Source organism: Kribbella capetownensis, from assembly GCF_004331485.1.
GTDB classification, from domain to species: Bacteria; Actinomycetota; Actinomycetes; order Propionibacteriales; family Kribbellaceae; genus Kribbella; species Kribbella capetownensis.
Genome location: NZ_SJKD01000006.1, coordinates 173,612 through 186,614 on the forward strand (window position 1 = coordinate 173,612; position 13,003 = coordinate 186,614).

Consider the following 13,003-nt stretch of genomic DNA (forward strand, 5'->3'; position numbering starts at 1 on the left):
AGATTCCTTCGCCGGGCCGGGTTTACTGGCCCTGAGTGGTCTTGTCCTTGCCGACGATGCCTTCGACCGCTTCGTCGTACGTCTTCGCGGCATCATCCGGCGAGGACTGGCCAGTCATCACCGCCTCCATCGCGGTGATGATCTCGTTGGAGACCTTCGGGTACTCGGCGTACGCCGGCCGGTACACGGTGACCGAGACCAGGTCGGTGAAGAACTGGGTGCTCTTCGAAGAGCTCTTGTACCCGGCGTCGTTGGCGACGTCCTTGCGGACCGCGATCTGCGCGCCGTCGGTGGCGTACTTGGCCGCGTTCTTCTGGGTCTGCAGCGTCTTGATCAGGTTCCAGGCCGCGTCGGGGTTCTTCGACTTGGCCGGGATCGCCCAGGTCCAGCCACCGGAGAGGCTGACCTTGCCCTTGCCGCTGCCGTCCTGGGTCGGCATCGCGGTCTGACCGAGCACGTCGGTCCACTGCGGCCACGGCTTCGCACCGGTCTTCTGCCAGTTGCCATAGATCCAGGAGCCGTCCAGCGCGATCGCCAGCTTGCCGCCCGGCAGCAGTTCGGTGCCGACCTTGCTGCCCATGTTCGGGTCGAGCGCCTGCTTCGGCGACGGGCCGAGGCCCTCGGAGTAGACGGTCTTGACGAAGTTCAGCGCATCCTTGAAGCCCTGGCTGCCGACGACCCACTTCTGCTGGTCGTTGTTGTACAGCGTGTCCTTGGTGCCGTACAGCAGCATCTCGAAGCCCTGCATGGCCGAGGCTTCACCCATCGGCTTGCCGGAGTACACGTTCATCGGGATGACGCCGGGGACCTTCTCCTTGATGGTCCGGGCGGCGGACAGTACGTCGTCCCACGACTTCGGCTGCCAGTCGGCGGGGAGGCCGGCCTTCGCGAACAACTGCTTGTTGTACCAGAGCGCGCGAGTGTCGGTGCCGTCCGGGATACCGTACGTCTTGCCGTCCAGCGCCTTGGCCGCACCCTTGGCGGTGTCCTCGAACTGACCCCACTGGTCCCAGTTCTTGATGTAGTCGTCGAGCGGCCGCAGGTAGCCCGCGGTGATGTCGGAGTTGATCAGGAACGTGTCTTCGTAGACCACGTCCGGGGCGGTGTTCGGCGACCGCATCATCAGCTGGAGCTTGGTGTAGTAGTCGTTCTCACTGGCAACGATCGGCAGGATCTCGACCGTCGAACCAGGATTGGCCGACTCGTACTCGGCCTTGACGCCGGTGAGGAAGTTCTTCATCACCACGCCCGGGCCCCACTGCTGGTACGCGATCTTGATGTGCGCCGGGCCGGCACTCTGCGAGCTGCCCGCCTCCGGCTGCTTGGTCGTCGAACCCTGACTGCAGGCCGAGACCGCCAGCAGCAGCAACGCGCTCATGGCGGCCGCTGCCTTGAAACGTTTCCTTGTCATCACGTCCACCTTCGGGCAATCGTTGTCATCCCGGTACCCCGACCGAAACCCAGCGGTCATTGTCGCGACGGTAGGAGGCCGGAGGCCGGGAAGTCAATGCTTGACAGACAACGTTGTCGCCGCCGATGAGCCTCGACGCGGCCACCGGAGCGTAACAATCCGATCACCGCGCCGGGGCTTTGTTCAGACAGTAACGGGCTTCGCCTCGTGGCGGGCGTGTACGACGCGCTGCGACCGCATCGCGCCGAGTGAACAGAACAGCAGTCCGGCGACCAGCCAGCAGCCGAGAACGACCAGCGGCCGCCCGACTCCGGCGCCGTCGAAGAAGCTCACCGAACGTAGCGCCGTACCTGCTGCACCTGGCGGCAGCAGTTGGCCCACAGCGCCCCAACCGCTCGGCAGCATCTCGGGCGCACTCGTCAGACCTGACAGCGGGTTACCGAGCAGCATCATCACCGCGGCCCCGAGCGCGAGACCTGCCCTACCGAGCAGCCACTCCAGACCGAGCAGAGTCAGACTGACAGCCGCGATCGACAACGCAATCACGCCGGAGTTCGCGAGGTAGCTGCCCTCAAAAGAGCCGAGCCAGAACTGCAGTACGGCGGCCAGCGCGAGACCACCCGTGATCGAGAACGCGACTGCGCCGACCATCCGTCGGGAGCCTGAGCGCACCAACTGGGTCAGCAACGCGGCGGCGATGATCCCGCCGAGCACGAGCGGCAGCGCACCTGCGGCCAGACCGGCACCGCGCGGATCGTCCTGCGGCAGCGGTACGACGTCAGTGATCTTCGGTGGGTTGTCGGGCGACAACCGGCTCGACATCTGCGTGAGGATCTGCGCCACCGCGGGAGCACCGGCGGACGCGGTCAGCATCTCGGGCTGCTGCGGGTCGAGCACGATCGCGCCGTACACGTCCCGATCCTGGATCTTCTGCACCGCGGTGGCCCGATCCGGTACGGCGGTGACCTCGAAACCACCGGGCATCGCCTGCTCGAGACCGTTCTCGACCTGGGCGACGGCCGGTGCGGGACCGGCCACGGCGAGCGGGACGTTGCGCGGTGCGGACCGGGCGGCCGGCCAGGCGAACGCGATCAGCAGGACAGTGAGCAATGCGGTCAGCATCAGGACGACCGCGACAACGGGCGGCCGGCGGCGGTCGCCCTGCACCTCAGCGGACATGAGGAGGACTCCTTCGTTAAAACCGAATGATCGTTCTTTATTGATTCGAGCCTGGAACATCGAGGGCCGACTTGTCAAGAACGGACATTCGTTTTATGTTCGCGCTATGCCGAAGGTCACCGAGGAACACCGCCTGGCCCGCCGGGCGCAGATCGTCGCCGCGGCCCGTACCTGCGTGGTCGAGCAGGGGTTCCACAAGACGACGATGGCCGACGTGATCCGCGAGTCCGGCCTGTCCGCCGGCGCGGTGTACGGCTACTTCAAGAGCAAGGAGGAGATCGTCGCCGCCATCGCCGAGGAAGCCCTCGGCACCGTCGACGAGCTTTTCGAGAAGATCCTCACGACCGAGCACCCGCTGACCCCGCTGGCCGCGCTGGAGGCGGCGCTCAACCACGCGGTCACCATCGCCGAACGGCCCGGCGGCGACGTCACCCGGGTCGCGGTCCAGGCGTGGGCCGAGGCACTGCACAACCCCGCCATCCTGGAGGTCGCCAGCGGCAAGTACCTGCAGCTGCGAGACCACTTCGAGGACGTCGTACGCCGGGCGCAGGCCGACGGCACCGTCGACCCGGACACCGATCCCAAGTACATCGCCCAGGTCATGTTCGGCATGCTGCCGGGCTTCGTGCTCCAGCGTCTGCTCATCGGCGACGTCACCCCGGACACCTACACCGCCGGACTCAAGGCTCTGTTCCGCCCGTAGGGGGTGGACTTTCACCCACCCTGAGCGGCGGTCCAGCACCCTGGGACGACCGGTCCCGGCTCCGTAGCGTCAACGGCATGACGAAGACGACGCGACGGATGAGGCGCGCGCAGGAAGCGGCCGCCAGGAGCGAGCACTCGGTGCTCCTGCACGACGTACGACGGGTCTACGGTCGCGGCGGCAACGCGGTCCACGCCCTCAACGGCATCTCCATCGGCTTTGCCCGCGGCACCTTCACCGCGGTGATGGGGCCGTCCGGCTCCGGCAAGAGCACGTTCCTGCACTGTGCCGCCGGTCTCGACCGGCCGACGTCGGGCAGTGTGTTCATCGACGGCCAGCCGTTGGCCGACCTGAGCGAACGCAAGCTCACCGAGCTGCGCCGCGACCGGATCGGCTTCGTGTTCCAGTCGTTCAACCTGCTGCCCGCACTGACGGTCTGGCAGAACGTCTGCCTGCCGATGGAACTGGACGGCCGCCGGCCGAACCGCGCCGCGGTCCGTCAGGTCCTCGACCGCGTCGGCCTCGGTGATCGCTACAAGCACCGCCCCGGCGAACTGTCCGGTGGTCAGCAGCAGCGCGTCGCGATCGCCCGAGCCCTGGTCGCCCGCCCGGCAGTGATCTTCGCCGACGAGCCGACCGGCGCCCTGGACACCCAGACCGCGGCCGACGTCCTCCAACTGCTGCGTGAGCCGGTCCGCACCCAGGGCCAGACGGTCGTGATGGTCACCCACGACCCGGTCGCCGCCTCGTACGCCGACCAGGTCGTCTTCCTGGCCGACGGCGTACTGGCCGGCAGCCTGATCGCGCCGACGGCCGAAGCCGTGGCGGACCGGATGACCCACCTCGGTGCGCGGTCCAACCTGCAGGTCGTGGCCCGATGATGCGTCTCGCCGTCCGCACCTTGCGCTTCCGCAAGGGCGGCTTCATCGCCACTTTCGTGGCAGTGGTGTTCGGTACCGCGATCGTGATGGCCTGCGGCGGTCTGATGGAGACCGGGATCCGCTCCAACGTCTCCCCCGAACGTCTCGCCGCCGCTCCCATCGTTGTCACCGGCAAGCAGTCGCACCTGCGGCCAGGCGCCGAGGACGCGACCGCACTCCCCGAGCGTGTCGGCGTACCCACCGATCTCGTTGCCAAAATCCGTTCTGTCGAAGGGGTTTCGGACGCGATCGGCGACCTGACGTTCCCCGCTTCGCTGATCGGTTCCAGTAGTCTCACGGTTGCTGAAGGCCACAACTGGTCTTCCGCGGAGCTGGCGCCGTACAAGCTGACCTCCGGTCGCGCGCCGAACGCTGGTCAGGTCGTCAGCACCACAGCGGGCACGAAGGTCGGTGACCGAGTCACCTACGTCATCGACGGCGACCCTGAGACTTTCACGGTCAGCGGCGTCGCGAGGGGCCCTGCCGGGCATGCGTTCTTCTCCGACCATGAGGCCCGCCAGCTGGCCGGCAATCCCGCGCGGTTCGCGGACGTCGGCGTACTGCTTGCTCCTGGCACCGATGTCGCCGCGGTGAAGGACCGGATCAAGGCGATCGACGGTGGCATCACCGTCAGCACCGGCATCGATCGCGGCCTGGCCGAGCACCCCGGCACCGAGTCGCAGCGGGTCGCGCTGATCTCGATCGCGGGCTCCTTCGGCGGCATCGCGGCGATGACGATGATGTTCGTGGTCGCGTCCACGCTGGCGCTGTCCGCACAGCACCGCGAGCGCGAGTTCGCCCTCCTGCGTGGCATCGGTACGACGCCCGGTCAGGTTCGCCGGATGATCCTCGGCGAGTCCATGCTGGTGTCGATCCCGGCAGTCCTGGTCGGCGTGGTGCCTGGCGTCTTCCTGGGCCGGTTCCTGTTCGACGAGTTGGGCTCGCACGGCGTCGCGTCGCCGGTGGTCGAGTTCTCCCAGGGCATGATCCCGTTCGCGGCCGGTGCGGGCGCCGCCATCCTCGCGGCCATTGGTGCGGCCCTGATCGCGGCCCGCAAGTCGGCGAAGATCAAGCCGGTCGAGGCGCTGGTGGAGGCGTCGTTGCAGCGGAAGTGGTTCGGCTGGATCCGTCTGCTCTTCGGACTGCTGTTCCTCGGCGGCGGACTGGCGCTGCTGATCGTCACCGCGGCCGTGATGACTGGTCCGCTCGCCGGTGCGACCGCCGGCCCGTCCGTACTCTGCTGGGCGATCGGTGTCGCGCTACTCGGCCCGTTCTGGACCAAGGCTGTGCTCGCGATCTGGCGCTGGCCCGTGCAACTGCTGACCCGGGTCAACGGACGACTGGCGATCCGCAACGTCACGGCACGATCGGTCGCGATGTCGGCCGCCGTCATGCCGGTGATGCTTGCCGTCGGCATCTCGACCGCCAACCTCTACATGCAGACGACCCAGATGGATGCCGCGTCCGAGGCCTTCACGCGTGACCTGAAGGCCGACACCGTGCTGGTCTCCGAGGCCGGTATGTCGACGGCGCTGGTCGACCAGGTCCGTGCGGTTCCCGGTGTGGCGAGTGCCTCGGCGTTCGTCCGCAGTACCGGCGTGATCGACGAGCCTCGCAACGCTCCGTTCGACGAGGACGGCGCGCCTCTGCTGGGCGTGGATGCCCAAGGCAAGGACGGTACGGCGCCGGTGCAGTTGACCGGCGGATCGCTGACCGACCTGACCGGCTCGACGGTGGCACTGCCGGACTACGTCGCTGGGAAGATGGACCGTAGGGTCGGTTCGGACATCACTATGACGCTCGGCGACGGGACCTCGGTGAAGCTGCGGGTCGTCGCCACGTTCGCGGCCGAGCGCGGCTACGAGAGCATCATCCTGCCGGCGACACTGGTCGCGGCGCACACGACCGATGGGTTGACCAAGCAGATCCTGGTCCGCTCCACACCGGGTGCCGACGTACAGCCGGCGCTCGCGAAGGTGGCTGCCGCGCACCCCGGCGTACAGGTCGCCGATCGGGACACCCTGGTCGCCGCGAACGCCGAGGACCTGCAGACACAGGCGTGGGTGAACTACATGCTGGTCGGCATGCTGATCGCGTACACCGCGGTCTCGGTCGTCAACACGCTGGTCTCGACCACGTTGCGACGCCGCCGCGAGTTCGCTTTGCAGCGGCTCACCGGTTCGACCCGCATGCAGGTCCTCCGCATGCTCACCACCGAGAGCACGCTGGTCACCCTGGCCGGCATCACCCTCGGCACCCTGGTCGCCATGGCTTGCCTGCTCCCGTTCTCGGCCGCCGTCTCCACCAGCGCCATCCCCACCGGACCGCTGTGGATCTTCCTGGTGATCATCGGCGCCGCCGCCGTACTCACCTTCGGCTCAACCCTCGTCCCCGCCACCGCCGCCCTTCGCCACTCCCCCACCCAACCCACCCACGCCGACTGACCGAGCCAGACAAGTCACCCACTTCCCCGGCCCGCGGACAGGATCTGGCGACTGCGGACACGGCATGACCTGTACACAATCACCAGAAGGTGTTCACAGTCGCAACTGCCGACCGCACCACCGCACCACAAACCGTTCGCCGTGCGGCGAGCGCGTGCGCGGACCGTTGGGCGGTCGGCCGTTTCGCATGCCGGGCGCCAGATCCTCGCCGATCCGTTGCACGGAGACTTTTCGCCGCCTGAGGGCAACTTGTTTCCGCGTCGCGCATCTCCCGATGCCCCGAAAACATCGAGCGGTACTACGCGCCGACTGGCCTTGTGCACCGATCAGCCATCCAAGGCTCGCTCCGGTGGTTGGCCGTGCACACAGTCGCACCTGAGCTGGGTCTACCCGTCCGCGGGCACGGCCGCCCGATCCAGCCGACCGGAACCAACGCCACGACCGAGTGGATCTAGCGGGCGGGGGTGGGCTCGGGGACTGGTTGGAGGGCGAGGGTGGTGGCTTGGATGATGGGTGCGTTGGTGCGGATCCAGGTCGAGAGGACGACCTGCAGGTCCTCGAGGTCGCGTTCCTCCAGGATCACGCCAGGGACCGGAACACTGGCGCCCAGTTCGGCCAGGACCGGGCGCAGGTGCTGGTCGGCGAGGAGTTTGTGGCTGGGGGCGGCGGACACGGTGACCGGTACGACGACCGCTCCCGCCAGTGCCTGCGGAGGCAGTACGTCGAGGAAGCTCTTCAGCAGGCCGGTGTAACTCCCTTTGTACACAGGCGTCGCCAACACCAGCACCGACGCCGACGTGACCAGATCGATCGCACTCTCCAACGCCGCGCGCTCCACCGCCTCCCGCTCGAAGATCGCCGACGCGAACGTGACCAGGTCGACCAGTTCGTCGATCCGGTACGGCGTACCGAGCTCGGAGGCGAGCAACTCCGCAACCGACGCCGCCGCCGCGGCCGTTCGTGAGCCCGGTCTCGGGTTGCCGACCACGGTGACGACTGACTGCGGCCAGACAGGTGGATCCGGACGGATCTGCGGTTCGAACGCGACTGAAGGCATCTGATCCAGCTCCTGAACTCGGCGGTGATGGATCGAGCGTAGTAAAAGTCGAGCGCTCTACTTGACTTTCTCAGATACCGAACGCCGACCGCGCAGCTTCACCACCACGAACCAGACCACCGCTGCGACCGCACCCGCGACCACCACCCACTGGAAGACACCTACCGACGACTCCACGACGTGCCACCGTTCACCGAGTTGATAGCCGGCGACGATCAGCAACGAGTTCCAGATCAGGCTCCCCAGTGCAGTGAGCAGCAGGAACAACCCGACCGGCATCCGCTCCACCCCAGCCGGCACCGAGATCAGACTGCGGACCACTGGCACCAATCGACCGATCAGCACCGCCTTCGACCCGTGCCGGTTGAACCACGTCTCGGCCTTGTCGACGTCCTCGATCTTCACCAGCGGCAACTTCCGCGCCACCGCCCTGGTCCGATCACGACCCAGCCCAGCACCCACGCCGTACAGGGCGAGTGCGCCGACGATCGACCCGAGTGTGGTGAACACGATCGCACTGACCAGCCCGAGATCGCCGCGGCTGGCCGCGAAACCCGCCAACGGCAGGATGACCTCGCTCGGCAACGGTGGAAAGAGATTCTCCAGCGCTACCGCAAGTCCGGCGCCTGGTGCACCGAGCCGCTCCATCAGGTCGGTGACCCAGCCGGCCACTCCTCCGGTCGGTTCCTGCGTCGCCTGCAGCGCGGTCATCATCACCTGATTCGTCGTGAACGTGCGGACGACGGCCGATGCGCGAACACCCTCCACACACTGGGGCCAACCGCCGTCCCGGGCCGGGTTCCCCACCGTACCGACCGGGGGAAAACCCCACTCCCGTCAGCCGAACCCGCAGCCCGAGCTCAGCCGAACCGTCGCCGGAGCTCAGCCGAACCGCGGCCCGAGGAACAGCCCACCAGTCGCGTCCACGGTGTGCCCCGTGATCCAGCGAGCGTCGTCGGACGCGAGGAACGCGACCACATCCGCAACATCCTCGCCGCGCCCCAGCCTGCCGAGCGAGGTGTTCTGAGTGACGAAGTCGACAAGCCCCGGGGTCTCGAAGAACGCGCCGTTCGCCTCGGTCCGGGTCGCGCCCGGCGACACCGCGTTGACGGTGATGCTCCGCGGACCGAGCGCATGCGCGAGCGTCATGGTCATCGTCTCCACCGCACCCTTCGTCATCGCGAACGAGGTCTGGATCGGGTTCGCGAAGCGAGTGGCACTCGACGACAACGAGATGATCCGGCCACCATCACGCAGTACCGGAAGAAGCCGCTGGATCAGGAAGTACGGCGCTCTGACGTTGACAGCGAACAGCGCGTCGAACGCCGCCTCGGTGTCGGTCTCGATCGGACCGGCCGGAGACGCCGCCGCATTGTTGACCAGGATGTCCAACGGCCGACCCGCGAGGCCGTCCGAGAGCTGCGCGAACACCTCGTCGACATCGCCGGGAACGCCGAGCTCCGCCCCGATCAGAAAGCCACGACCCCCGATCCGTTCGAGCGTTTCCTCAGCGCCCGTCTTGTCGCGGTGGTAGTGCACCGCCACCTCGGCACCCGCCGCGGCCAACCGCTCCGCGATCGCACGCCCGATCCCTCGCGAGGCGCCGGTCACCAACGCCACCCTCTGGTTCATGTTAGAAACTATCATGTTGTTAGTATCTACCACATGAGTCTGAGGGACCGCCAGAGAGCCGAGACCAGGCACCGGATCCAGCGGCAGGCGATCAAGTTGTTCGTCGACCGCGGGTACGACGCGACCACGGTGAACGACGTCGCCGCCGCGGCCGGCGTCTCCGCGATGACGGTCTACCGGCACTTCCCCACCAAGGAAGACCTCGTCCTGTACGACGACTTCGACCAACTCGCCGCCGCGACGATCAGCGAACTCCCCGCGACCGGCTCACCGACGGACCGGATCGGCCGCACTGTGCTGGCGACGTTCGACCTGGCCAGCACCCACGATCGGGAGCTGCTGCTCGACCGGCTGCGGCTGATGATCTCGACACCAGCCCTCCAAGCCCGGCACCTCGACAGCCAGTACCGCCTGCAAGAGGCCTTCGTCACCGGGATCGACGACCCCACCGCCGAGTTCCAGACCCGCGCCGCCGCCGGAGCCGTGCTGGGCGTCGCCTACACCGCCCTGCTCCGCTGGGCGGCCGAGGACGGCGAGAGCAGCCTGCCCGAACTCTTCCGCGAGGCCTTCACCAGCACCTTCGGGCAATCGCTCTGAGCGGACCGCCGACGTATATTCCTCATATGGCAACTACGTTCGAGGTGCTGGCGGAACCGCGGCGGCGGGAGATCCTCGACCTGTTGCGGACCGGCGAGCGGCCGGTCGGGGAACTCGTCGAGCAACTGGACCTGAGCCAGCCCGCGGTGTCGAAACACCTGAAGGTCCTGCGCGACGCCGGGCTGGTGGAGGTCCGCCATGACGCTCAGCGCCGCTGGTATCGCCTCCGCCCCGCGCCGCTCGCCGAGATCGACGCCTGGCTCGAGCCGTACCGAGACCTGTGGCACAACCGCCTCGACGCCCTCGAGGCGCACCTCGACCGGATGGACTGAGTCAGGTCAGCTCAGGGACGCGCAGGTGGGCGATCACCAGCTCGAACTCACCGGTGTCGAGAACCTGTGCACCGGCGTCCTTGCTGGTGGCGGCGCGCATCGAGGCGGCCGCGTCGCGGTTGCTGTCCATCGCTTCCCGGCTGTCATAGGTCACCGACGAGACGGCCCGACCGGAGGCGCGGTCGACCAGCAGACTGGCGCTGCAGAACCCAGCCAGGTCCTCGAGCCGAGGCAGTGAGGCCAACCGGTACACGTCGATCGCCCGCTCCAGCTTCTCGGGGTCGACCTGCACCCACGTGGCCCGGATGCACGCACCGGCAACCGAGCGGTGATCCCGATGCAGTACGGCGATCTCCCACTCCTGCACCTGCGGACTGCCACCGAGGGTGCGCGCGAGCCGCTCTCGGACCGGCCGCAACTCTTCGTCGGTGGCACGCATCGCCTGCTCCGACCGCCAGGCGGTGGTGGTGATGCACCGACCGGACTCGCGGTCGGCCATCATCGACAGGCCGATACAGCCATCCATCTCCACGAGAGTGGGCATCACTTCGTCGCGCACCTGCGCGATGCCCGCCTCCATCGACATCAGCATCGCGTTGATCGTGGTGGAACGTGCGAACATGCTCCACCCCCTTACCGTCAGGGCAGCACCCGGGCAGCGCCACCGGTCAGCACCCACATTCCTCCGCCCGCCCGACCAGCACAAGGGACGGATGGTTGACTGGCCCGATGGGAATCCCCAGCACCTCCGACGCCGAGCTCGGACAGGCCCGCGCCACCCGCTGGTGGGTCCGCGGGCGACGGATCGGGTCGATCGAGCGGGCCGCGAAGTTCGTCGACGACGTCGGCTTCGCGCTGCTCTTCCCAGCACCGCGCACCGTCGTACCGTCCTTGTGGGAGGCAGTCGCCGGCGAGGACGAGGAGCCGTTCGGCAGCGGCATGGGCACGAACGAGCAACGCGTCTGGACCTGGAAGGACGAACTGCCCCGCCGCGGCCTTGCCTGGTACGGCGCCTACCTCGGCAGCCGTGGATCCTTCCTGTCGCCGGAGCTGGTGAAGGCGCTCTACCCGGCGCCGGGTGACCCCAGCGACCATCTGTTCCTCGAACTGTCGCCGACCGCACACGAGATCGCCGACGCAATCGCGGCCGAGCCCCTGCCGAGTGCCACGCTGCGGGCCCTGATCGGCAACAAGAGCCGCTACCAACGAGCGATCACCGAACTGCAGCGCAATCTGCTGGTGACCACCGCAGGTGTCCACGAGACCGGATCCGGCTGGCCCGCGGCGCTGATCGCGCTCACCTGTCATCAGTTCGACGTCGGTGGCGGCACCGATCACACGCTGGCAGCCGAACGGTTCCTGGACACCATGGTCGCCACCACACCTGGCGAGCTCGCCCGCGCCTTCCGGTGGCCGGTGGCGCAGGCGCGAGCCCTCCTCGAGGAGCAGGTCGACGCCGGTCGGGCGACGTTCGACGGCGTCCGGTACGTCGCCGGCTAGCGAACCTCGGCCAGATCGAAGACGTTGCCCTCGGGGTCGGCGAGCGTGATCCAGTGCGTGCCGTACTCGTCGTGCTCGTCGTGCCGCTTCGCGCCGAGCGCGATCAGCCGGTCGACCTCGGCGGACCAGTCGGCGGTGGCGAGGTCGAGGTGCAGCCGGTTCTTGCCGACGCGCGGCTCGGGGACCTGGAGGAACATCAGCGTCGGGCTGTCCGCGGCCTTGTTCACGGTGGCGAAGAACTCGTTGCCGCCAACATCGACCTCCGACGAGAGTACGCCGGCCCAGAAGGTGGCGAGCGCGGTGGCGTCGGAGGTGTCGAAGACAACGTTCTCGAGAGCGATGGACATGAATCAGCCTTTCGCAGCAGGGGATGTGGGGATCTGCCGGATCGGCCAGCAGATCTCGGTGCGGTAGCTCGCCGGGTCGGGGCCGTCCCCCGGACCAACGACGTACAACTCACGGATCGGGCCGGTCGCGACCTCGCAGTACTCCGCGACATGGCTGCCGAGAGCGCCGTAGCTGCGGTCGAAGTCGGTGAACGGTCCGGTGTGGACGGCGATCGCGAAGAACCCGCCGGGAAGATCGACCAGTTCGACACCTTCGGCCGGCGCCTGGTCCGGCGCCACCGGCAGGAACGCGACCACCTGACCGGAATCATCGGTGAAGAACTCATCGCTGTACGCCGCTCCGGACGTGGCCACGATCCCATCGCGGGCCGCGATCTCGCCGAGCCGCCCGAACGCGAACTCGCACCACGACCCGATCCCCTCCCGCTCGACGTGTCCGGAGACGCCGTACGCGCGGAACGCGGGGATGAACCGGTACTCGACGGCAAGCGCGGCCGGCTCGAGCGTCAGCATCTCGCGCAGTGACGTAACCACGTCACGGGTGTGCGCGAGCTCCCGCTCCATCCGGTCCAGATGCGCGCGGAGTGTCTCCTCCCGGGAGCCACCGTCGGCCGCGTCGACGACTGCCCGGACCTCCGGCAGTGGCATCCTGAGCTCGCGCAGTCGCCGGATCAGCTGGGCGACCTCGACCTGCGACGTCTCGTATCGCCGGTAGCCCGACGACGGGTCGACGGACGCAGGCGCGAGCAGGCCGATCTCGTGGTAGTGATGCAGTGTCTTCACACTCAGATGGGTCAGGCGAGAGAACTCGCCGACTGTCACCGTTGCCGTCATGAGCTCAGCTTCCACCCTCCGGTAACCGGAGAGTCAAACCGAAGCCG

General features: G+C 67.8%; 14 protein-coding genes. 6 read left to right on the forward strand and 8 right to left on the reverse strand.

The annotated features are described in order from the left end of the window. Positions 1-22 precede the first annotated feature (22 nt). Positions 23-1,411 carry an extracellular solute-binding protein gene (locus E0H75_RS25750; protein WP_238163276.1) on the reverse strand — a complete coding sequence of 463 codons (1,389 nt, stop codon included), beginning with the start codon at positions 1,409-1,411 and terminating at the stop codon, positions 23-25. A gap of 183 nt (positions 1,412-1,594) precedes the next feature. Next, a complete protein-coding gene (locus tag E0H75_RS25755; protein ID WP_131516228.1) occupies positions 1,595-2,590 on the reverse strand; it encodes a hypothetical protein in 996 nt (331 codons plus the stop codon). A gap of 106 nt (positions 2,591-2,696) precedes the next feature. Here E0H75_RS25755 and E0H75_RS25760 point away from each other — a divergent pair, with 106 nt between their 5' ends. From E0H75_RS25760 to E0H75_RS25770, 3 genes are all read left to right on the forward strand, one after another. After that, positions 2,697-3,293: a TetR/AcrR family transcriptional regulator gene (locus tag E0H75_RS25760; RefSeq protein WP_131516229.1), complete on the forward strand. Its 597-nt coding sequence runs from the start codon at positions 2,697-2,699 to the stop codon at positions 3,291-3,293. Between the two features lie 77 nt (positions 3,294-3,370). Then, on the forward strand, positions 3,371-4,174 hold the full coding sequence (locus E0H75_RS25765; protein ID WP_238163277.1) for an ABC transporter ATP-binding protein: 804 nt from the start codon (positions 3,371-3,373) through the stop codon (positions 4,172-4,174). Further along, positions 4,171-6,657: an ABC transporter permease gene (locus E0H75_RS25770; protein ID WP_131516230.1), complete on the forward strand. Its 2,487-nt coding sequence runs from the start codon at positions 4,171-4,173 to the stop codon at positions 6,655-6,657. Before E0H75_RS25765 ends, E0H75_RS25770 begins: the two co-directional genes overlap by 4 nt. A gap of 451 nt (positions 6,658-7,108) precedes the next feature. On the opposite strand, the gene E0H75_RS25775 is transcribed toward E0H75_RS25770, so the two are convergent. The 3 genes from E0H75_RS25775 to E0H75_RS25785 all read right to left on the reverse strand — a co-directional run bounded on the left by E0H75_RS25775 (position 7,109) and on the right by E0H75_RS25785 (position 9,346). Beyond that, on the reverse strand, positions 7,109-7,714 hold the full coding sequence (locus tag E0H75_RS25775) for an NADPH-dependent FMN reductase (RefSeq protein ID WP_131516231.1): 606 nt from the start codon (positions 7,712-7,714) through the stop codon (positions 7,109-7,111). Between the two features lie 57 nt (positions 7,715-7,771). Then, positions 7,772-8,482, reverse strand: a complete 711-nt coding sequence (locus E0H75_RS25780; protein WP_238163278.1) for a DedA family protein — start codon at positions 8,480-8,482, stop codon at positions 7,772-7,774. A gap of 114 nt (positions 8,483-8,596) precedes the next feature. Further along, positions 8,597-9,346: an SDR family NAD(P)-dependent oxidoreductase gene (locus tag E0H75_RS25785; RefSeq protein ID WP_202873176.1), complete on the reverse strand. Its 750-nt coding sequence runs from the start codon at positions 9,344-9,346 to the stop codon at positions 8,597-8,599. A gap of 33 nt (positions 9,347-9,379) precedes the next feature. On the opposite strand from E0H75_RS25785, the gene E0H75_RS25790 reads away from it, so the two are divergent. Both E0H75_RS25790 and E0H75_RS25795 read left to right on the forward strand, forming a co-directional pair. Further along, positions 9,380-9,943, forward strand: coding sequence for a TetR/AcrR family transcriptional regulator (locus E0H75_RS25790; protein WP_131516233.1), 564 nt, complete (start codon positions 9,380-9,382; stop codon positions 9,941-9,943). 26 nt (positions 9,944-9,969) lie between these two features. Continuing rightward, positions 9,970-10,275, forward strand: coding sequence for an ArsR/SmtB family transcription factor (locus E0H75_RS25795; RefSeq protein ID WP_131516234.1), 306 nt, complete (start codon positions 9,970-9,972; stop codon positions 10,273-10,275). A gap of 1 nt (position 10,276) precedes the next feature. Here the strand turns inward: E0H75_RS25795 and E0H75_RS25800 are convergent, their stop codons facing one another. Then, positions 10,277-10,897 (reverse strand): antibiotic biosynthesis monooxygenase, encoded by a 621-nt coding sequence (locus E0H75_RS25800; protein ID WP_131516235.1) that lies wholly within the window; start codon positions 10,895-10,897, stop codon positions 10,277-10,279. A 107-nt stretch (positions 10,898-11,004) separates the two neighbouring features. Here E0H75_RS25800 and E0H75_RS25805 point away from each other — a divergent pair, with 107 nt between their 5' ends. Continuing rightward, complete coding sequence (locus E0H75_RS25805; RefSeq protein WP_131516236.1) at positions 11,005-11,775, forward strand: AlkZ-related protein; 771 nt, start codon at positions 11,005-11,007, stop codon at positions 11,773-11,775. On the opposite strand, the gene E0H75_RS25810 is transcribed toward E0H75_RS25805, so the two are convergent. Beyond that, positions 11,772-12,122 (reverse strand): VOC family protein, encoded by a 351-nt coding sequence (locus E0H75_RS25810; protein ID WP_131516237.1) that lies wholly within the window; start codon positions 12,120-12,122, stop codon positions 11,772-11,774. The two genes, E0H75_RS25805 and E0H75_RS25810, sit on opposite strands and share 4 nt — an antisense overlap. 3 nt (positions 12,123-12,125) lie before the next feature. Then, positions 12,126-12,956 carry a MerR family transcriptional regulator gene (locus tag E0H75_RS25815; protein WP_131516238.1) on the reverse strand — a complete coding sequence of 277 codons (831 nt, stop codon included), beginning with the start codon at positions 12,954-12,956 and terminating at the stop codon, positions 12,126-12,128. Positions 12,957-13,003: the final 47 nt, after the last annotated feature.